Source organism: Pseudomonas maioricensis, from assembly GCF_022790535.1.
GTDB classification, from domain to species: Bacteria; Pseudomonadota; Gammaproteobacteria; order Pseudomonadales; family Pseudomonadaceae; genus Aquipseudomonas; species Aquipseudomonas maioricensis.
This window is the reverse complement of sequence record NZ_LOHG01000010.1, coordinates 122725-142247: the sequence shown is the minus strand read 5'-3', so window position 1 is coordinate 142247 and position 19523 is coordinate 122725. Positions and strand designations below refer to the sequence as shown.

Below are 19523 nucleotides of genomic sequence, written 5' to 3'. Positions count from 1 at the left end.
AATCCATGCCGAGCGACCCACACCCCGGCACCTCCGCTCAGCCTTCCGACGCTAGTTTAGCGGTGTCTCTAAAATCCTCGCACGGCAAAAAATTCTGAATCAAGAGCTCATGTCAGAGTTCACTTCCCACCCAACCCCGAAATCAGCGCCTTATTGAACCCCGCCGGATCTTCCATCTGCGGGGCATGCCCCATCCCCGGGAACTCAACCAGTTTTGCGCCAGGAATCATCTTGGCGACCTCTTTACCCAGCACCTTGTAATTACCCAGTTTAGCCTTGAGCTCCGGCGAGACGATGTCACTGCCAATGGCAGTGGTGTCTGCATCGCCAACCATCAGCAATGTCGGGACGCTGACTTTCGGGAATTCGTAAAACACCGGCTGGGTAAAAATCATGTCGTAGATCAGCGCCGAGTTCCACGCCACCACTTCCTTGCCCGGACCGTTGCTCAAGCCTGCAAGCATGTCCACCCACTTATCGTATTCAGGCTTCCAGCGGCCCGCGTAATAGGTGTTCTGCTCGTATTTGCGAATACCTTCAGCCGTGACTTTCAGCTCACGCGCATACCATTGATCCACGGTGCGATACGGCACACCCAAGGCTTTCCAGTCTTCCAGGCCAATCGGGTTGACCATGACCAATTGTTGAGTCTGCTTCGGGTACATCAAGGCATAGCGAGTGGCGAGCATGCCGCCGGTGGAGTGGCCGATGATGGTCGCCTTGTCGACGCCCAGTTTGGCGAGTAGCGCGTGGGTGTTGGTCGCCAGTTGCTGGAAAGTGTATTGGTACTGTTCGGGCTTGCTGGAGGTACAGAATCCAATCTGGTCTGGCGCGATCACGCGATAGCCCGCGGTGCTCAAGGCCTTGATGCTGTCTTCCCAGGTTGCGCCGCAGAAATTCTTGCCATGCAGAAGCACGACGGTCTTGCCGTTGGCCTTGCCTTGGGCGGCGACATCCATGTAGCCCATTTCGAGCTTTTTACCCTGAGACTCGAATTCGAATTTGCTCAACGGATAAGGGTACTTAAAACCCTCAAGTTGCTTGCCATAGCTGGGTGTTTCGGCCATCGCCCCGACGGGTAATGCCAGAGCCAGCATGAAACCGGCAATGTTTGCAGCGCGCATGTGCAATCTCTCCTGAGCAAAAAATATCAGCCCAAAGTGATACACCGCGCCTCGTGTTGCGAGCAAGCAATGAAACATGAAGTAAGAGTTATGTACGGCACCCTGCTCTAAAAAAACCGGGCGCCATACCCAAGCAGGGATCAGAGAATATCCACCGGATAAGTCACGAGGTGGGACCGAATTCATTCGGGATGACTGATTGCCAGGCGCTGAATATGCACTGTCTGTAACGGCCGCTTCCCGAATAAATTCGGTCCCGCAGAGTTTTGCGCAATCTGCGAGATGCAATCAACCTGATGGGCCAATCACCTACCGATACCCGCGCGCCTGCAAATCAAACAGTTCGGCATAGCGGCCACCCGCAGTCACCAGGCTGGCGTGATCGCCCCGCTCCAGCACCCTGCCCTTATCCAGCACCACGATATGGTCCGCGTTACGCACACTCGAAAAACGATGGGAAATCAGCAGCGTCATGCGCCCCTTGGCGTACTCGCGAAAGTGATCAAATACCGCTGCTTCAGCCCCGGCATCGAGCGCCGCGGTCGGCTCGTCCAGAATCAGAATGTCGGCGTTACGGCGCATGTAAGCCCGGGACAAGGCGATCTTCTGCCACTGCCCGCCTGACAGTTCCTGCCCGCCTGCAAACCACCTGCCCAGTTGCGTGGCATAGCCTTTGTCCAGACGCTCGATGAACTCCGCTGCCATGCCTTGGCTGGCCGCCTCGCGCCAACGGTTCTCTTCGCCAAACGCATCGATATCGCCAACCCCCAGGTTTTCGCCAACCACGAACTGGTAGCGAATGTAATCCTGGAAGATGACACCGATGCGTCGTCGCAACGTATCTTCGTTCCAGTCATTGAGATCACTGCCGTCGAGCAGGATGCGTCCCTGATTGGGCCGATACAGACGGGTCAGCAACTTGATCAGCGTCGTCTTGCCGGAGCCGTTTTCGCCAACCAACGCTACGCTGCGACCGGGCATCAAATGCAGGTCGATGTTCTCAAGCGTTACGTGACTGGAGCCCGGATAACTGAAACTGACACCTTCAAATCGCAAGCCATCGCCGGGCGATACTCCTGCGGTCACATGACCGGTGTCCACCGGCACGGGCTGCCCCAGATACTCGTAAAGATCAGCCAGGTACAAGCCGTCTTCGTAAAGCCCGCTGATTGCGCTGAGGCTGCTGCTGACCGCACTTTGTCCCTGTTTGAACAACACCAGATACATGGTCATCTGCCCCAGGGTGATCTTGCCGTGCACCGCGTCGATCACGATCCAGGCGTAGGCCAGATAGAACGCGCTGGTGCCCAACAGCCCCAGCAGAAAGCCCCAGCCATCGCGACGCAGGGTGAGCTTGCGGTCTTCGGCGTACAGCCGCTGGAAGGTGTCGCGATAACGCTGCATCAGCAACGGGCCGAAGCCAAACAGCTTGACCTCCTTGATGTAGGTTTCGTGGGAAAGCAGGGTCTCGATGTAATTCTGCTGACGGCTTTCCGGAGCGCGTCGGGTGAACAGTCGAAACGCATCACCGGAGAAATGCGCCTCGGCGAAGAATACCGGCAGCGCACCGATCACCAGAATCAACAGCGCCCACGGCGAAAAGTGCACCAGCAGAATGCCAAAGCTGATCAGCGAAATCAGGTTCTGGATCAGCCCGAGGGATTTGGTCACCAGTGCAAGCGGCCGGGTCGAGGCTTCTCGACGAACCCGCACCAGCTTGTCGTAGAACTCGGAATCCTCGAACTGGATCAGTGACAGGGTCTGGGCTTTCTCAAGAATCAGTGTGTTGACCTTCTGGCCCAGCTGCACCCGCAACAGCGATTGCTGCACGGACAATGCGCGCTGAGTTCCGGCCAGCAACGCCAACACCCCGGCCTCCATCAACACATAACGCAACACCGGCCACAACGGCGCCTCGCCAGCAGCTGCGTGCAATTGCATGGCGGCGACCACGGCATCGACGATACGCTGACCCAGCCAGGCGGCCAGCGCAGGCAAAATACCGGCCATCAGTGTGGCAACGATCAGGCCCAGAGACAGACCACGGGAGGTGGTCCAGACCAAGCCCATGGCACGACGCGCCTGATCGAGAAAAGCGGTGAAACGACTGACAACAGGCATGCGTGGGGAGACTCTGAATGGCTGAAATGAAAACTTGCTGGCGGTGACATTTGGAGCTCACGAGCACCAAACCACATACAAACTACTGGATTGAAATGTATTTCCTGTAGGAGCTGCCGAAGGCTGCGAAGCATTTATCCTGACAGATCGCGATCGCAGCAATAACTCCTACAGGTCCTGTTAATGCTGCGCAACAGCGTGATTTCAGGGACATCGCGGCAGGTACTGAACATGCAACTGGCTAAGCTCACATCATAAGCTCTGAGGACGTGCAACATGGAAGACACCTACGATTTACAGCGGTTCGTCGACGCACAAGACCCGGTGTTCGCACGGGTGCTCGAAGAGTTGAGCACCGGTCGCAAACACAGCCACTGGATGTGGTTCGTGTTCCCGCAGATCATCGGCCTCGGTCGCAGCGAGATGGCGCGCCGTTTTGCGATTACTTGCCTGGACGAAGCCCGCGCCTACCTTGCTCACCCGGTTCTGGGACCGCGTCTCGAACAATGCGCGAAGCTCATCGAACCCCACACCCAATGGACCGCACGACAGATATTCGGCTCGCCAGACGACGTCAAACTGCAGTCCAGCATGACGCTTTTCGCTGCCGCAGCGCCTGAGCGCAAAGTTTTTCAAGGCGTCCTCGATACGTTCTTCGATGGCCGCCAGGACTCATTGACGCTCGAAAAGTTAAGCCAAAAAAACATCTGAACTATCAGAAAGCCATTAGTGTCATAGCGCTATCACTCTTGGAGCGCTATATGGCAATTAGCCGACATTTCGAGATCCGCTACTCGATCCACGGGCAACTGAAACTGTTCGTACAAGCTGACTCACAAATGACCGACACCGATGCCTGGTACTACGCCTGCCTGCACGCGGGTATTGGCGTGTTGCACAATCTGTCGCCACCTCCCGAGGAGATCGTCCTGCTCAAGCATCACGCGCAGCGTGCGGGGCTGACCGACGTCAGTTGGCAAGAACTCCCCTAGCGCCCTGCCCGCTGCACGCACCGTTCACGTCGATCATCGACACGCTCGGCAAACCAGGCGGTGGTCAGGTCACGGGTGATCTTCGGGCTTTGCAGCGTGATGCCCGGCAGGATCGCCCGGGGCAACGGCTTGCCTGCTGTCTGATCGGCAAGCCTGAATACCCGCTCGTACACTTCAGTCTCCTGAAATTCCAGCGTGTCGCCCTGTTTGAGCTGGCTGAAAATAGCCGAATTGCTCATGTCCAGACGCTTGCCCAATGTGCGAATCGCCAGCTCGGTGGCACCCGGTGACGTCGAATCGTAGCGAATCAGGTCACCGTCCAGCGCCAGTTTGATACCCGTGGCGCGGCTGACAGCGCTCTGGAAGGCGGCATTGCGACTGGCGTACCAGCCGGCGTTGAAATCGGCGAAACGGTAGAGAGACTGCGGATAATCCGCCGGGTAGCCGAGCAAATGGGCGATCCCGAAATACATGCCGCCACGTCGAGTGAATACTTCACGGCGTATCGTCCCGTCGACCGGATAGGGATAACCCTTGGCCTGTTTCTCGGCGAAGGCGATGCTGACTTGCATCGGCCCGCCGGTGTGTACCGGGTTCAGGCTGCCGAACAGGGTCTGCCCCATCGGGACCATGCCAATGAAATCATCAAAGAGAGCGCTGAGGTCCTTCTCGGTACGTGCCGCTTCAAGTCGCGCCGCATAGGTTTTGCCGTTGGGCGAACGGATCTTCAAGGCACGGTTGATGAGCACTTGCGGGATGTGCAGTCGTGCGGCGCGGCGATCTATTTCCCCGCGAGCGATTCTTGCCATTCCCGGCACGGCCGGGTCGACCTGATAAGTGGATTCCTGCTCGGTGACCGCCAGTACAGAACACAGGTTTTCCGTGCTGGGTTCCAGTTCCTGCGCCGTAAACGCTGTCTGGATATCAGCCGCCCAGCCTTCCCGGTCAGGGGTTTTAGCGGGCATCAGGCGCACGATCTGCGCACGTATCTGGCCCGGTGTCAGCTCAGGTGCCTGCTGGCTGCGTTGTGTGCCGCACGCCGCGAGCAACAGGCCGCCGAGTGCGATCATGAGTGGCTTGAATACGCCTGGAACACGGAGCGAAACCCCGAAAACCGGCAGCATTGATCGATTCAAAAGCATGCTTCCCCTGGGGCTACTGAAAGTGGAATCAGCCTGATGGCGACTGTTTCGAACTCAATAGACCCACGCAGAAGCGTGAATGCTCGGAGATTTACCGTATTCCCATGAAGGGGCGGTCAGAACACCGACCATTCAATACGCGAGCTGAGCTTTTCCAGTGCTGCCATGCCCGCAAGAGAGTTGCCCGCGGCATTGAGCTCCGGCGACCAGACGCACACCGTGAAACGCCCCGGCACCACCGCAACGATGCCGCCACCTACCCCGCTCTTGCCGGGCAAACCGACTCGATAGGCAAAGTTGCCTGCCTCGTCGTACAGCCCGCTGGTGGCCATAATCGAATTGAGTTGCTTGGTCTGCCGAGCACTGAGGATTTGCTCACCGCTGTGCACGCAATAGCCTTGATTGGCGAGGAAGCCAAAGGCACGCGCCAGATCGACACAACTCATGCTCAAGGCGCAGTGATGGAAGTAACTGCGCAGTACCGCTTCCACCTCACCATGGAAGTTGTCGAAGGATTTCATCAGGTACGCTGCCGCAGCGTTTCGTGAGCGATGCTGATATTCGGACTCGGCCACTTTCGAGTCGGAAATAATCTCGGGGTTACCGCACAGACGTCGCACAAAATCACGCATGGACAGCGCTGGAGCGGCGAAGCGCGACTGGTTGATATCGCAGATCACCAAGGCCCCGGCATTGATGAACGGGTTGCGTGGTTTGCCTCGTTCGAACTCCAGCTGCACCAGCGAGTTGAACGGCTGGCCCGATGGCTCGTGGCCCAGGCGCTGCCAGATGTCCTCTCCTGAATGGCCAATGGCTTGAACCAGGCTGAAGACCTTGGAGATACTCTGGATCGAAAAACGCGTCTCTGCGTCTCCCGCGCAATACAGCTCACCGTCGTTGCCATATACGGCAATACCCAATTGATTGGCAGGCACTTCGCCCAGCGCCGGAATGTAGTTGGCGACCTTGCCCATTCCAATCAACGGACGTACTTCGTCGAGTATCTCGTTCAGCAACTTCTGCATGGATGTGCTCATTGTTTTCGGGACCGCATGCTAGACGATCAATGGGCGCAGCGCATCACACAGGTTACCGCTGACTCGCCCGCGACAGAGGACCTGTAGGAGCGCACGAGCACCGCGTGGCCGCGATAGCGGTGTATCAGACAGACCGCCATCGCTGGCCTCGTAACCTCAGTGACCTCCTACAGATTTGGGTCAACTCAGTGATTTGCTGGCTCAAGCCCCGGCGCCCAATTCACCGCGCCGGGATTCCTGACTCAACAAATCCCGCCGCCAGGCGCGGTAGCCGTAGAACGCCAGCACCACGAAACCTGCATATAAACCGGCAGTAAGGTCCAGATCACGATGCAGGTACATGCCGACATACACGCAGTCGAGGACAATCCATAACCACCAACTGGCCACGTACTTGCGGGCAGCCCAGACGCTGGCGACCAGGCTGAAGGCTGTCAGCGAAGCGTCCAGCCATGGCACGACCGCGTCGGTAAAGTGCGCCATCAGCCCTCCGAGAAGCACGGCTGCCAGCGCTCCGACGATCAGGTTCAACACAGCGGTGTTCAGCGGCAGACGTGCCACATGCACCTTGCCATCGTCCAGCCCACCCTGACTCCAGCACCACCAGCCGTAGCCTTGAAGGAAGGCAAAAATCACCTGCAGCAACATGTCCGAATAAAGCTTTGCGTCGTAAAAAATCCACGCATACAACAACACCGCCACCACACTCACTGGCCAGCACCAGCGAATGCGCTGGGTGGTGAGCCACACGCCGATGATGTTGATGACCACCGCAATGATTTCCAGCGTTGACATGGTTTGCCCCTCGGTCCACTGGCGCCGGGCGCCAGCCTGGACAGCCTTGGCTGTGAAGTTATTGCTGGAGATCCAGCGCCTGTTGTTTGAGCTCGCGTTTACGCGTCATGGGCAGGTCTTCCTGATCGCCATAAGGTGCGCTGTACCATTTGCCATAAGTCGGATTGGGCAACAGGAACCAGCGTTGTCCCAACCAGGCAAGATAAGGCTCGGCCGCCTTGCGTTGTGCTACGAGGTTATTGCCCCCAGCCTGAACGAAATCGCCAAACGAATCCCCCACCAGCATCAGTACCCGCGCGTGACTGGCGACCCATTGGCGGCGACAGGTTTTACCGTATCCGTCTTTTTCACAGCCCCCCGTGGGTGTTGCAGCAGCCAATACCTGCTGCGAATCGCTCACCGGGAAGCCGCGCAGGCGAAGGTTTTTCACTGTCGCCGCTACTTGCGAATGCTCACGATTGGTCAGGTAATACACCTTCACGCCGCGCTGAGTAGCGGCTTGAAGGAAGCCCACTGCGCCCGGTAGAGCCTGGGCTTTGGCCTCGTCAACCCACACATTCCAGCGGTCGTAGGAATAGATCTCGTCGTTGCGAATATCACGGGCATTGAGCGGGATGTTATCGAGCAAGGTTTCGTCGATATCGACGATCACCGCCGGAGGCAGACCAGTCAGATCCCTTGGCGGTTGCGCCAAAGCGTCCCATTTCGGGTCAGCCAGCGCGACATCCAGTTGCCGGGTGGCGCTGTCGAACACCTGCCGATAAATCAATTCGTGCTCGATAGACGTTTGCGTCCACAGCACGGCGTCCAGTTGATCATTGGCCGGAGGCCGTTGCTGACACCCACCGAGTGCAGCGCATACCAACAGCGTGCCACTTATAAAAAACTTGCTCATGCCTGACCTCAGAAATTCACAGTAGCTGACAACCGCGCAGTCCGTGGCGCGCCCGGGAACAGATAACCGTCGCCCGCAGACTCGCCTACATCACGCCAGTAACGTTTATCGAACAGGTTATCCACGGTCAGTCGCAAGACCGTGTCATAGCCCTCGACCCTGGTGCTGTAGCGTCCGCCCATATCAAATACCGCGTAGTCATCAACCTTCACGCTGCCCTGGCGGTTGGCGTACTTGCTGCCGCTGTACTGCACGCCACCCAGCAAGGCCAGACCGTTGAAGCCGGGAATGCTGTAGCCACCGTGCAGCGCGGCGCGAAGTTTGGGAACGTTGATTGCCTGATGACCGTCGTAGGCCTCGGTGCCACTGCCCGAGACACGCGCCCGAATCGCGGCGACGCTGGCCGATACTTGCAGATTCGACGTCACACGACCATTGGCTGACAGTTCAAGGCCGGTATTTTTCTGCTTGCCTTGCTGAACGTAGGTCAGGGTTCCATCGTCGTTGGGACGGTTGTACTGGTAATCCTGTGTGATCTGGAACAGCGCGGCAGTCAGGCTCAGATTTTGCCAGTCGTGCTTGGCACCCAGTTCGATCTGCTTTGAGGTGGTCGGCGGCAGAATCTCATCGGCGTTGCTGCTGAACCAGGACGCTTCGCCCCCCAGCGATAATCCTTTGCTGTAGCTGATGTACAGCGACGTGTCCGGGCGTGGTTTGTAGATCAGCGCCGCCTGAGGCAGAAACTCTGCGCGCTGGGTGTGCCGGGTGGTGGCGCCTGTGCTGTCGTAGCTTTCTTCATCAAGGCGAATTTGCCGACCGCCCAGCACCGTTTGCCACTGCTCGTCGAAGCTGATTCTGTCGGTGGCGAACAGTCCATATTGACGGCTGTCCAGGCGGCGGTAGGTGTGACCGAGTTCGCCAGGCGCGGGCTCGAATGTGCCGGGAGTGCTGCCGATGGTGCCCGTGCCAATAAATTTGTTAAACGACGCGCGACGATCCACCAGACGACGGAATGCCGTGGTTCCAAACGTCAGGTCATGCTTGAGAAAACCGGTGTCGAATTGTCCGCTGATAGCGGCCTGCGCCTCGTCGTTGCGGCGGGTATCGTCAGGGCTGCGATAGTCCGAAATATCGTACTCACCTTCAGGACTGAAGTAATTCGCCACATCAATCCCCGAGCAACTGCCAGAGCCATAGCAGCCCCAGGCAAAGGTGCTGTAATCATCGATCACCACACGGCTGCGCGAGGCGCTGAGGCTGGCTTTCCATGACTCGTTGAAGCGGTACTCATAAAGCCCGTCAAGGTTCAGCGACTGAATGCCCACCGGATTGGACCAGCTCTGGTAGCCCAACAGGTCTTTGGGGTCCGGATTGTGGGGCACCGTGGTGCCGCCCAGTAACTGATAACCCGGTACGGAGCGCTGTTCGCGGTTCTGATACTCGGCATTCAGTTGCAGCAGGCTGTCGGGGCTGATGTTCCAGTCGACCGCCAGCGAAGCAAAGTCACGTTTGCCGTCGGCGTGATCAGCATAGGAGCGAATGTCTTCATGGGCGAGGTTGGTACGAATACCCAACTGCTGCTCGCTGCCGAACCAGCCGCCCAGATCGGTCGCCAGATAGCGCTCGCCCTGTTCGTTGGTGGACACCGTGACCGAACGGACATTTTCCGGACGCTTGCTGACATAGTTGACCAAACCACCGGGCTCGGACACCCCGCTTTGCAAACCTGCCAGCCCCTTGAGCAACTCAACCTGCTGCTTGTTTTCCAGCGCGACGTTCTGCTCGCCGGTGATGGTCCGGCCGTTGATCTTGTAGCTGCTGGCCGAATTGAGGGCAAAACCGCGCACCACAAAGTTCTCGTAGTAACCCACTGGCGCATAGCTCTCGCCCACCGAAGCATCGTTGCGCAGCACTTCGCTGAGCAGACGCGCCTGCTGATCCTTGAGTCGCTGCTCGGTGATCACCGCAATGGAAGCAGGTGTATCCAGCAAGGGCGCTTGACCAAAACCACCGACCGCAGCCTCACTGGCCTGATAGCCAGCGTCTTGTTCGCCGCTGACCGTGATCGCGTCCAGCAGCACGCCGCTATTTGCGGCTGTGCTGTTTTCTGCCCACGCCGCATCCGCCAGCCAACCAGTGCCCACGCCACAGGCCATCAACACACCAATTCTCAACAGATTTGGCGAAAACCTCGGCGCAGGTGACTCAGACGTTCGATAAGAAATAACCATGAAAGCTCCTTTGTGGCCGCTGTATACCGGCGCTTTATGCCGGACGCAAGGGCGAGGCCTGCAAACAGTGCGTTACAACTGGAATTTTCAAGGCTAGAGAGCAATAGCAAGACCTGCTCCGGTGTACCTGACACCTTTGGCGCCGCAAACCCGGCCGGCTCTACGACATTGCGCCAACTCTGTGGGAGCTGAGCTTGCTCGCGATGAACGATGACGCGACATGCCTGATGTACCGCAGTGCCTCCATCGCGAGCAAGGTGGAGCGCCACCCCGGTCACTCCTACAGGGGGATGGCGTTCCAGGCTGATCGATCGTGTTGTCACTTCCCGGACAGCGCGCTGTTGCGAAGCAAACGGGAGTCAGCAGGAACGGTGCCTACCGTCAAACCCGCGATTGACGCCCAAGAAACGGATGACTTGGGTCGTTGTAGCCCGGGGTCGACGAATGCCCGGTGACCACCAGACCATTAACGAACGCCTCGTCTTCGGCCGTGAACGCGTAGTTCAGCGCAGGCTCATAATCGTTCCACTGCTCTTCCGTGCGAGGACCGGCAATGGCAGACGTGACCAGCTTGTTATTCAACACCCAGGCGAGCGCGAATTGCCCCGGCGTGATGCCCCGTGCCTCGGCGTGGTCCTTGACCCGTTGCGCCAGATTCAACGATTCGGCGCGCCATTCCGTCTGTTGCAAGCGTGGGTCATTGCGCCCGGCACGGGTACCTTCGGCTGGTGGCAAATCTGGATCGTACTTGGCGGTCAGAACCCCACGGGCCAGCGGGCTGTAGGACACCACACCGATCCCGTAGTACTCGGCTGCAGGCAAGTGTTCAACTTCAATCTGACGGTTAGCCAGGTTGTACAGCGGCTGGCTGGCGGCTGGACGTTCAATGCCCATCAGATCGGCAGTACGGCTGAACTCCGCGAGTTTCCAGCCACGATGATTGGACAAACCATAAGAGCGGATCTTGCCCGCACGGATCAGGTCCGACAGCGTACGCAGGGTTTCCTCCACCGGTACGCTGTCGTCTTCGCGATGCAGATAAAGCAGGTCGATGTAATCGGTGTTCAAACGTTTGAGGCTCGATTCCACAGACTGAATGATGCTGGGCCGCGAAGCGCCACGATCATTAGGTGCCCGGCCACCAGGATTAGGGTTACCGAACTTGGTAGCCAGGACCCAGTGCGAACGACGCCCGGCGATCAATCGGCCCACCACTTCCTCGGACACGCCGCCGTTGTAGTTATTGGCGGTGTCGATGAAGTTGATGCCCTGTTCAAATGCCTTGTCGACGATGCGCTTTGCGACCGCATCATCGGTCTGCTCACCAAACATCATGGTGCCCAGGGTAAGTGGCGAGACCTTGACACCGTTGCGGCCAAGGTTGCGGTATTCGATAGCGCTCATGCGTGCTCCAGATAGGGTTCATGACTCGGGTTATCGATTGACCTGCAATGCAAGATACGCCTGAAAACGGCCCACCGGCTCAGGCAACATCAGATCGGATAACGGGCCGGTATTAATAAATGATTTAAAGCCTCTGAGGAAAGAGCGTCTGGTTCTATGGTTAGAAAAATGAACCTGCCAGCGGGAAATGTCATGTCGGTTATACCTGCCTGCCATTCTCTTATGAGCTCGTGGTGCTCTGGCTGGGGTTCATGAACCATTGTTTCAAACAACGCTCTATAGCCGCGTTCGGTACAGCTGCAACCTACGCGGCTGCCAGACTTCACATGAATTGCTCAAGGACGTCCAGATGCACGCTGCCCCATCCCTGCTTACGCTCACCCTGGTAGCCAGCCTGCTCCATGGCTGTGCAGCGCATTCACCTTCATCCGGCTCGACATCGCCCGATTATGTCAGCACTCCGAAAAGTGTGGTCTCCGACCGCCCGGAAATGGATTTCAAGGATGACGGCGTCTACTTCAAGACGGAGGTTAACAAGCAGACCGCAGCGCAGTTCAGTGAAAGTCTGAATGCCTGTCTCAAGTCTCATGTCGATAACTACAAACTGAATGGCCAAGGCGTGCAAGTCATGCGCTCACTTGGCTTTTCCGAGTCGAAGATCATCAATGACGGCAGTCGGCTGTGCATGGAAAGCAAAGGCTGGGCGCTCTACAAAGTCATCAATAATCAAATGCAGCGCGTCAGTGACAGCCAGGTCAGTTACGCCACGATGTCCGAAATGGAGCTTAAAAGCGCCCGAGATCTGGTGGTCAGCCAGCGCAAGTGGTACCAGACCTACAAACCGGATGTGCTCGCAGTCGGTGATTTGCAGCAGTGATCTAAAGAGCAATCATGCACGGTGCCGCCTCTGGCGCCGTGCACCGTGATCCGGAGCCTGGATTCAGGACCTCGGGTATTGATCGACAAGCCCAAGCCTCGGTACAACGCTGCCTCGCTGAAGCAAGGCACCCGGTGCGATCACCGCATTTGCGCCAATTCTGCTGCCGTCCCCCACCAGTGCACCGAACTTCGCGACGCCGGTTTCGATGGTCCGGTCGCCGTGCTGGATCCGGATGTGTGCCCCCGCAAACTCGTTGCGATAGTTCGCAATAACGGCACCTGCCTCGATATTCACGTCCTGACCCAATAGTGAATCGCCCACAAAATTGAAGTGGGCGAGCTTGCTGCGATCAAGCATGAAGCTGCTTTTCAGTTCGCAACTGGGACCGACAATGCAGTCGCTGCCAAGAAACACACCGCCGCGCAAATAGGCACCTGCGGCAATGAAACAGTTTGGCCCGATGACGATCACCCCCTTGAGCACCGCACCGTCTTCGACCCGAGCAGTTTTATGAATAGCGATATCGCCCTGGCGCTCATAATCGGGCCCAAGGTTAGCCATGATGGTGCTTACAAAATTTTCGCACTGCTGCGTCATCTGCCAAGGTGAGCTAGCTTGCGCATCAACACCTAACGCCTCCCAGTGCGAGATGAATTCTGAAATCGATATACCGTGCATACAGACCGCCTTCGAAAAATGTGTTTGAGCCATTGCCGCTTAGGGCCGGTAGGTTCCGCGGATGATTGCACGGTTGAACCCGCCCCTGTTTTAAACACGACAGCGTGATGCCATAAACAAGGGGGGCTCCATCAACCAAGTGTAACCAACTGAATGGAAGGGTTTGTTGAAGCGAGGCTTGCCCGCGAACCAGTTGACGCGGTAAATCAGGCACGCTGGTGTCTGGCAAAAAAGCAAAATTGCAGTGTGCTTCTTTCGTTCTTTCATACGTCGCAAGTTTCACTGTCTGTTTTCTATGTCTGGAGCCCCCAATGTTTTCGCCGAAACCCCTGCCCGCCGCGCTACTGGGCCTGGCCCTTATTTGTCCGGCGCTGGCCGAGGCTCAGGAGATGGAGTTGGGGCAGCTGCTGATACGTGAACAGGAGCTGAGCGGCGAAGACCTGTCAGTCGAAGACGCGAAAGAACACCTTGCCAAGGTACCCGGCGGCACCAATGTGATCGACCTGCGTCGCCCTCTGCAGGGCCGCGTGGCCAGCAATCAGGATGTGCTGGCGTATCAGCCGGGTGTCTATGCCCAGTCGGCGGGCAACGAAGGGGTGAAGATTTCAATACGCGGCTCGGGTATCAATCGCGCACCGGGTGCGCATGCCTCCGGGGTTTACGCGATGCTCGACGGTCTGCCACTCACAGGCCCCGGCGGCACGCCTTATGAATTGCTGGAGCCGTTGTGGCTCGACCATGTGGAAGTGCTGCGCGGTGCCAACGGTTTCGACCGGGGCGCACTGGCGCTGGGTGGCGCCATCAATTACGTCAGCCATACCGGCTACGATGCCCCGCTGCTGCAGGTGCGATACGTGACAGGTAGCCACGGCTACCAACAACGTCAGGTCAGTTCCGGGCAAGTGCTGGGGGACTTCGACTACTACGTGGCCATGACTGATGCACGTTCCGACGGTTATCAGGATCACACGGCCAGTCAAAGCCAAGGGGTAATCGCCAACTTCGGTTATCGCTTTAACCCGAACCTGGAAACTCGCTTCTATCTGCGCCACCGCGAGACCGACAATGAACTTGCCGGGCGTGTGACCAAAAATTCCATCGAACACAATTCCCGAGCGGCCAACCCCACCTACGAGTCGCGGGACTACAACCGCGACCAACCGGGCAGCACGTTCATCGGCAACAAAACTACCTGGTACATCGACGACGATTCGAGCATCCAGACCGGCCTCGCCTATCACGACTACCCCATGGACCTGCGCGAAGGGCCGAACCGCCTGAGAGTGGCTTACACAGACGTCAGCGGCACGTTCGATTACAAGCGTCGCGATACGTTGTGGGGTCTGGAGAGCAACAGCACACTGGGCCTGCGCGTGACCAAACACCTGCCCAACTCCGGTGCCAGCGAGTTCGTCCGCATCCCGACTGGCAACACCGCTAACTACGCGCCTGGCACACGCATCCGCGACTTCACCTATCAGGGTTCTGACACCGTGCTGCATGTCGGCAACGATCTGGAGATCGCCAACGATTTGTGGCTGACCACCGGCCTCGCAGCCATCTATACCCGACGCGAGAGCGCAGTGACTTACCCTGATGACGGTGGCAAGACCAGCATGAGCGACTGGGACTATGCGCCTCGTTTGGGCATGCGCTACCAGTTGACGCCGGACGTGCAGGTGTTTGCCAACCTCAGTCGTTCGGTAGAGGGTCCTCATCCCTGGTCATTGATCTACAGCTCCAACCAGCTGTTCCCGGCAGGCAGCGGCGTCGCCACCGGTGCACAACGCGACCCGATCGAACTGCGTAACCAGACCGCGACCACCCTGGAAATCGGCGGCCGTGGGGAAAGCGCGCTCGGCCAATGGAGCTTGGCGTGGTACTACGCGCAAGTGCGCCACGAACTGCTTTCGGTGCTTGCGGACGCCAATGCGACTACCCCCTACGAACTCAATGCCAGCCCCACCGTGCACCAGGGCGTGGAGGCCAGCCTGCTGAGCAAGCTGTGGTCCCATGAGGGCGGCGAGCTGAGCTTGCGTCAGGCCTACACCTTCAGCGATTTCCACTACCGGGACGATGATCGCTTCGGCGACAACCGCTTGCCCGGTCTGCCCATGCATTACTACCAGGGCGAGTTGCGCTACGACTGGCCGCAAGGCTTCTTCGCGGCGATCAATACCCAACTGGTCTCCAAAGCCGCGGTGGATTACGCCAACAGCTACTACGCCGATCCATACGCACTGTTCGGCGCAACTGTGGGCTACAACGCAGCGAAGAACGACTGGCAGACCTGGGTGGACATGCGCAACCTGACCAACAAACACTACGCTGCGACCGTCACGCCGGGTTACGACGACCGAGGGCTGGACGCCGCACGCTCGACACCGGGTGAAGGTCTTGGGGTTTATGTCGGCGTGTCGTGGAGCCTGCGTTGAGGCCTGACCGCTGTCATTGAGCACTTTGAAGCTGCTAGGATTCCGGACTGTGACTGGCGCACTGACGGCTTGACGCTAAGGACCTCGATTGAATACCGCTGCTCTGCCCCGCCGCCCCGGCAATGGCAAAATCGCCCTGCTCGGGTTGCTGCAAATACTCTCCTGGGGCGGGTCGTTTTACCTGCTGGGCGTACTGGCTGACCCCATTGCGGCTGACACGGGCTGGCCACATCAATGGGTGTTGGGCGGTGCATCCATCGGTTTGCTGGTCGCCAGCCTGCTGTCCCCGCTGTGCGGGCGACTGATTGCGAGCCTCGGCGGGCGTAAGGTGCTGGCGGCTCACGGATTGATTCTCGCCGCTGGCCTGTGGTTGATGGCGCTCGCCCCCTCGCTACCGGTCTTTCTGCTGGCCTGGGTGATCATCGGTGTCGCCATGGCGAGCGGACTTTACGATGCGCTGTTCACGTCACTTGGCGCGACTTATGGGCTTGAGGCTCGACCGATCATTGTCGGGATCACGCTGATTTCCGGGTTCTGTACCACCGTTATCTGGCCGCTTCTGGCACTGATGGATCACCTCATGGGCTGGCGAATGACCTGTGGCGTGTTCGGCACGGTCGTCCTGTTTTTACTCTACCCCTTGTATCGTTATGCGCTGGACGCCCATGTGCCGATGGCCGGGTCCAGGCGTGCGGCTCAGGGCAGTGGTACTCCGCTCGCGCCGTCCATTTACTGGGCAATGACCGCGTTGTTTGCGATTGCCGCAGCCTTGATGACCTGTCTCTCGATTGTGATTCTGACGGTGCTGCAAGCCCGCGGGCACAGTCTCGCCTCGGCGATTGCGCTGGCCGCGATGATCGGCCCGGCGCAGGTGTTGTGTCGGGTCATCGACCTGATGTTCAAGCGTAAGGCCCCGATGTTCACCGCCCTGCTCTCCAGCGGCATGACGGCTCTGGGGCTGTTGCTGGTGGACTTCGCGCCCGCTCTCGTCGCATGGGGCCTGGTGTGTTACGGCGCAGGTAATGGCCTGCGCGCTATCGTCAAAAGCACGTTGCCGCTGGTGGTCGTACATCAAAGTGATTACGCCGTTGTGTCCGGCCGAATGGCACGCCCGGCATTACTCGCCCAAGCCGTAGCGCCGATTGCGTGCGGTTATGTGATTTCGGAAATGGGCAGCGACGCGATGATCCATGTGCTGACAGCGATGGCACTGATTGCGTTTGGATTGTGCCTGTGGCTGGCGAGGCTGGTGGCACGGCGTACTGTCTGACAGACGCGTAATCGTGCGCGACTCACTGCATATAACTCCTGTTGGATCGAGGATTTCTGTTGGAGCGAGGCTTGCCCGCGAAGAACGTTAACGCAGCAGTGCCTGACACACCGCGCCGACTGGTTCGCGGGCAAGCCTCGCTCCAACAGATCCCATGCTTGCTGCGAGACTGCGATCGCGGGGCTTCAGGATAAATGCTTCGCAGCCTTCGGCAGCTCCTACAGAAACGCATTTCAAATTCAGGGGGTGGCCTGTGTTTGATGGGCGGGCATGCGTCGCGCAGCAAAAACAGGCCACGGTTACGAAGAACCGGTTTCCGCTCACTACAATGTGTAGGAAATCCCCGCCTGAACGGTGCGTGGAGCACCCGGGTAGGCGTAGACGTTCCCGAAGGCGCCTTCTTCGTAGTGACTGTCGAACAGGTTTTTCAGGTCAAGATTCAAGCGGATCTTTTCGTTGACCTTGTAGTAACCCAGCAGGTCCACCACGGTATAGCTGTCCATCGAGAACGCATTGGCTGCGGTCTGGCCCGCGCGCTGGTCGACATACTTGGCACCGACTCCAAGCCCCAGGCCTTTCATGCCGCCGTCCTGAAATTCATAGACGTTGAGCAGGCTGAAGCTGTTCTCGGGAATGTTCAGCAGACGAGTCCCGGACTTCAACGTGTTGTCCTTGGTCACTTCTGCATCCACATAGGCATACCCGCCAATCACACGCCATTCTGGGGTCAGATTGCCCGCCACATTCAAGTCAAAGCCACGGCTGCGGACTTCCCCGGCCGCGACACTGAACGTGTTGACGACAGGATCGGTGGTCAAAACGTTCTGCTTTTCGATCTGGTACACCGCTGCATCAACACTCAACTGGCCGTCCAGTGCTTCCCACTTGATGCCCATTTCGACAGACTTGCCCTCCTCCGGCTTGAAGCCACCGCCCAGGCGAGCAGCACCCGTGTTGGGTTTGAAGGAACGTGCAGCGTCCGCGTAAATGGCGACAGTGTCGGTAAGGTCGTAGATCACACCCAGTCGTGGCGTCACTGCGTTGTCACTTTTCGACCACGCACTGACACCCGGCACATAGGACTCGTACTCATGCTCAAAGCGTTCGAAGCGTGCGCCTGCCAGCACTTTCAAGCGCTCGGTCAGGGCCACCTGATCCTGGATGAACGCCGCGTAGGTCTTGAGGTTTTCCCTGTCGTCAGTGGGCGTTCGGGTCAACGCTGGGCGAGGCTGGCCGTAAACGGGATTGTAGATATCAATCGGGTAGGCGCCGACCGCGCCGTTTGAGCGTTGAATGATCGACGTGTAGTCGTAATCTTCGTATTCGATACCGGTCAGCAGGGTGTGATCAAACCCGCCCGTGGAGAAGTGCCCGGTGAGGTTCAACTGGGTGTCTTTAGACGTCCACTCCAGCTTGCGATAGTTGAAGTTACGCCCCAGCGTCCGGCCATCAGCGGCCAGGCCGTTGGCTTCGATGGCGTTGCCTTGCAGGGTACCGTCGAGCCACTGTGTACCGCCCCCGAGTGTCCAGTTGTCATTGAGCATGTGCTCAAAACGCAGCTGCGCCATGTTGTTGTCATTGTGCAGTTTGCCAGCGTCTTTCTCGCCAAAGAACGTGTCCCGCGATGCGGTACTGGTTTGGGCCGGATACCGCGTCAGCCCCCGGTCGAGAGGGTGATTGTTGCGCATGAAATCACCTTCGAAAGTCAGGCGGGTCGTGTCACTCACCTGCCAGGTCAATACCGGTGCAACTCCGTAACGCTCGGTCTCGACGTGATCCCGGAAGGTATCGCCGCCCTCGCCCACCATGTTGATGCGATAGGCCAGTTTGCCTTCCTCGTCCAGTGGGCCGCTGGCGTCCAGCGTGCCGCGATGCATGCCCTGATCGTTGACCTGGCTGCCCAGGGTGACGGTGCGCTCGGCAAGCGGTTGTTTGGAGATCACGTTGAAGGTACCGCCCGGATCACCTCGGCCATACAGCGTGGTGGCCGGACCTCGCAGGACTTCAAGACGCTCAATGGTATTGGCGTCGGGCATGTTCGGGTAACCACGGTTTATCGGGAATCCGTTGCGGTAGAACTCCCCCGTCGTAAAGCCACGTACGGTGAACGTGGTCATGCCTTGCCCGCCAAAGTTATTGGCCCGGCCAACGCCCCCTGCGTAATCCAGTGCGTCCTGCAAACGGGTTGCGCCGATATCCTCAACCACATCACGTGAAACCACGCTGATGGACTGTGGCGTTTCATGAATTGAAGTATCAGTGCGTGTGGCACTGGCTGACCGAGTTGCCCGGTACCCATTCACCGGGCCTTGCGGGTTTTCGGTTTCAGCAGTTCCGTTGATATCGGTCGCCTGCAGTTCTAGAGGCAGATTTGCGGATGCGGTTTGTTCAGCGAGGGCAGAAACGGAGTACGCATTGAGGAGGCAGAGTGAAACAAGAATTCGACGCATGAACATGCAGACCTTATAAGACACCGGGCACACCTGTAACCCGGTCATATTGTCGGGCAATGTTACTAC

15 protein-coding genes are annotated in these 19523 nt (G+C 58.3%); 5 read left to right on the top strand and 10 right to left on the bottom strand.

What is annotated here, in order from left to right; genetic code table 11:
• Nucleotides 1-119 precede the first annotated feature (119 nt).
• Nucleotides 120-1124, bottom strand: coding sequence for an alpha/beta fold hydrolase (locus AUC61_RS16995; protein ID WP_243247356.1), 1005 nt, complete (start codon nucleotides 1122-1124; stop codon nucleotides 120-122).
• Nucleotides 1125-1433: 309 nt separating this feature from the next.
• Nucleotides 1434-3245 (bottom strand): ABC transporter ATP-binding protein, encoded by a 1812-nt coding sequence (locus AUC61_RS16990; protein WP_243247355.1) that lies wholly within the window; start codon nucleotides 3243-3245, stop codon nucleotides 1434-1436.
• Nucleotides 3246-3521: 276 nt separating this feature from the next.
• On the opposite strand from AUC61_RS16990, the gene AUC61_RS16985 reads away from it, so the two are divergent.
• Both AUC61_RS16985 and AUC61_RS16980 read left to right on the top strand, forming a co-directional pair.
• Nucleotides 3522-3956: a DUF1810 domain-containing protein gene (locus AUC61_RS16985; protein WP_243247354.1), complete on the top strand. Its 435-nt coding sequence runs from the start codon at nucleotides 3522-3524 to the stop codon at nucleotides 3954-3956.
• A 50-nt stretch (nucleotides 3957-4006) separates the two neighbouring features.
• Nucleotides 4007-4237 (top strand): DUF6555 family protein, encoded by a 231-nt coding sequence (locus AUC61_RS16980; protein ID WP_243247353.1) that lies wholly within the window; start codon nucleotides 4007-4009, stop codon nucleotides 4235-4237.
• On the opposite strand, the gene AUC61_RS16975 is transcribed toward AUC61_RS16980, so the two are convergent.
• From AUC61_RS16975 to AUC61_RS16950, 6 genes are all read right to left on the bottom strand, one after another.
• The gene (locus tag AUC61_RS16975) at nucleotides 4234-5307 is read right to left on the bottom strand and encodes a DUF1615 domain-containing protein (RefSeq protein WP_243247443.1); all 1074 of its coding nucleotides are present in this window, start codon (nucleotides 5305-5307) and stop codon (nucleotides 4234-4236) included. The two genes, AUC61_RS16980 and AUC61_RS16975, sit on opposite strands and share 4 nt — an antisense overlap.
• 188 nt (nucleotides 5308-5495) lie before the next feature.
• Nucleotides 5496-6404, bottom strand: coding sequence for a glutaminase B (glsB, locus tag AUC61_RS16970; RefSeq protein ID WP_122661880.1), 909 nt, complete (start codon nucleotides 6402-6404; stop codon nucleotides 5496-5498).
• 213 nt (nucleotides 6405-6617) lie between these two features.
• Nucleotides 6618-7211: a nicotinamide riboside transporter PnuC gene (gene pnuC, locus AUC61_RS16965; RefSeq protein ID WP_243247352.1), complete on the bottom strand. Its 594-nt coding sequence runs from the start codon at nucleotides 7209-7211 to the stop codon at nucleotides 6618-6620.
• A gap of 58 nt (nucleotides 7212-7269) precedes the next feature.
• On the bottom strand, nucleotides 7270-8106 hold the full coding sequence (locus AUC61_RS16960) for a 5'-nucleotidase, lipoprotein e(P4) family (protein ID WP_243247351.1): 837 nt from the start codon (nucleotides 8104-8106) through the stop codon (nucleotides 7270-7272).
• 8 nt (nucleotides 8107-8114) lie between these two features.
• Entirely contained in the window at nucleotides 8115-10337 is a 2223-nt protein-coding gene (locus AUC61_RS16955; protein ID WP_243247350.1) for a TonB-dependent siderophore receptor, read from the bottom strand.
• 381 nt (nucleotides 10338-10718) lie between these two features.
• On the bottom strand, nucleotides 10719-11741 hold the full coding sequence (locus AUC61_RS16950) for an aldo/keto reductase (RefSeq protein ID WP_243247349.1): 1023 nt from the start codon (nucleotides 11739-11741) through the stop codon (nucleotides 10719-10721).
• Between the two features lie 349 nt (nucleotides 11742-12090).
• Between AUC61_RS16950 and AUC61_RS16945 the strand changes: the two genes are divergently transcribed.
• Nucleotides 12091-12618 carry a hypothetical protein gene (locus tag AUC61_RS16945; RefSeq protein ID WP_243247348.1) on the top strand — a complete coding sequence of 176 codons (528 nt, stop codon included), beginning with the start codon at nucleotides 12091-12093 and terminating at the stop codon, nucleotides 12616-12618.
• Nucleotides 12619-12681: 63 nt separating this feature from the next.
• On the opposite strand, the gene AUC61_RS16940 is transcribed toward AUC61_RS16945, so the two are convergent.
• Complete coding sequence (locus AUC61_RS16940; RefSeq protein WP_243247347.1) at nucleotides 12682-13332, bottom strand: LbetaH domain-containing protein; 651 nt, start codon at nucleotides 13330-13332, stop codon at nucleotides 12682-12684.
• A gap of 278 nt (nucleotides 13333-13610) precedes the next feature.
• On the opposite strand from AUC61_RS16940, the gene AUC61_RS16935 reads away from it, so the two are divergent.
• The gene (locus AUC61_RS16935) at nucleotides 13611-15734 is read left to right on the top strand and encodes a TonB-dependent receptor family protein (protein ID WP_243247346.1); all 2124 of its coding nucleotides are present in this window, start codon (nucleotides 13611-13613) and stop codon (nucleotides 15732-15734) included.
• An 88-nt stretch (nucleotides 15735-15822) separates the two neighbouring features.
• Complete coding sequence (locus tag AUC61_RS16930; protein WP_243247345.1) at nucleotides 15823-17004, top strand: MFS transporter; 1182 nt, start codon at nucleotides 15823-15825, stop codon at nucleotides 17002-17004.
• Between the two features lie 323 nt (nucleotides 17005-17327).
• Here the strand turns inward: AUC61_RS16930 and AUC61_RS16925 are convergent, their stop codons facing one another.
• On the bottom strand, nucleotides 17328-19454 hold the full coding sequence (locus AUC61_RS16925; RefSeq protein WP_243247344.1) for a TonB-dependent siderophore receptor: 2127 nt from the start codon (nucleotides 19452-19454) through the stop codon (nucleotides 17328-17330).
• Between the last annotated feature and the right edge of the window lie 69 nt (nucleotides 19455-19523).

What these genes read in the sequence shown, in the direction of transcription:
- pnuC (WP_243247352.1), bottom strand. Translation starts at nt 7,211, where the DNA reads ATGTCAACGCTGGAAATCATTGCGGTGGTCATCAACATCATCGGCGTG.
- glsB (WP_122661880.1), bottom strand. Translation starts at nt 6,404, where the DNA reads ATGCAGAAGTTGCTGAACGAGATACTCGACGAAGTACGTCCGTTGATT.
- AUC61_RS16940 (WP_243247347.1), bottom strand. Translation starts at nt 13,332, where the DNA reads ATGGCTCAAACACATTTTTCGAAGGCGGTCTGTATGCACGGTATATCG.
- AUC61_RS16955 (WP_243247350.1), bottom strand. Translation starts at nt 10,337, where the DNA reads ATGGTTATTTCTTATCGAACGTCTGAGTCACCTGCGCCGAGGTTTTCG.
- AUC61_RS16950 (WP_243247349.1), bottom strand. Translation starts at nt 11,741, where the DNA reads ATGAGCGCTATCGAATACCGCAACCTTGGCCGCAACGGTGTCAAGGTC.
- AUC61_RS16995 (WP_243247356.1), bottom strand. Translation starts at nt 1,124, where the DNA reads ATGCGCGCTGCAAACATTGCCGGTTTCATGCTGGCTCTGGCATTACCC.
- AUC61_RS16980 (WP_243247353.1), top strand. Translation starts at nt 4,007, where the DNA reads ATGGCAATTAGCCGACATTTCGAGATCCGCTACTCGATCCACGGGCAA.
- AUC61_RS16945 (WP_243247348.1), top strand. Translation starts at nt 12,091, where the DNA reads ATGCACGCTGCCCCATCCCTGCTTACGCTCACCCTGGTAGCCAGCCTG.
- AUC61_RS16925 (WP_243247344.1), bottom strand. Translation starts at nt 19,454, where the DNA reads ATGCGTCGAATTCTTGTTTCACTCTGCCTCCTCAATGCGTACTCCGTT.
- AUC61_RS16935 (WP_243247346.1), top strand. Translation starts at nt 13,611, where the DNA reads ATGTTTTCGCCGAAACCCCTGCCCGCCGCGCTACTGGGCCTGGCCCTT.
- AUC61_RS16975 (WP_243247443.1), bottom strand. Translation starts at nt 5,307, where the DNA reads ATGATCGCACTCGGCGGCCTGTTGCTCGCGGCGTGCGGCACACAACGC.
- AUC61_RS16990 (WP_243247355.1), bottom strand. Translation starts at nt 3,245, where the DNA reads ATGCCTGTTGTCAGTCGTTTCACCGCTTTTCTCGATCAGGCGCGTCGT.
- AUC61_RS16985 (WP_243247354.1), top strand. Translation starts at nt 3,522, where the DNA reads ATGGAAGACACCTACGATTTACAGCGGTTCGTCGACGCACAAGACCCG.
- AUC61_RS16960 (WP_243247351.1), bottom strand. Translation starts at nt 8,106, where the DNA reads ATGAGCAAGTTTTTTATAAGTGGCACGCTGTTGGTATGCGCTGCACTC.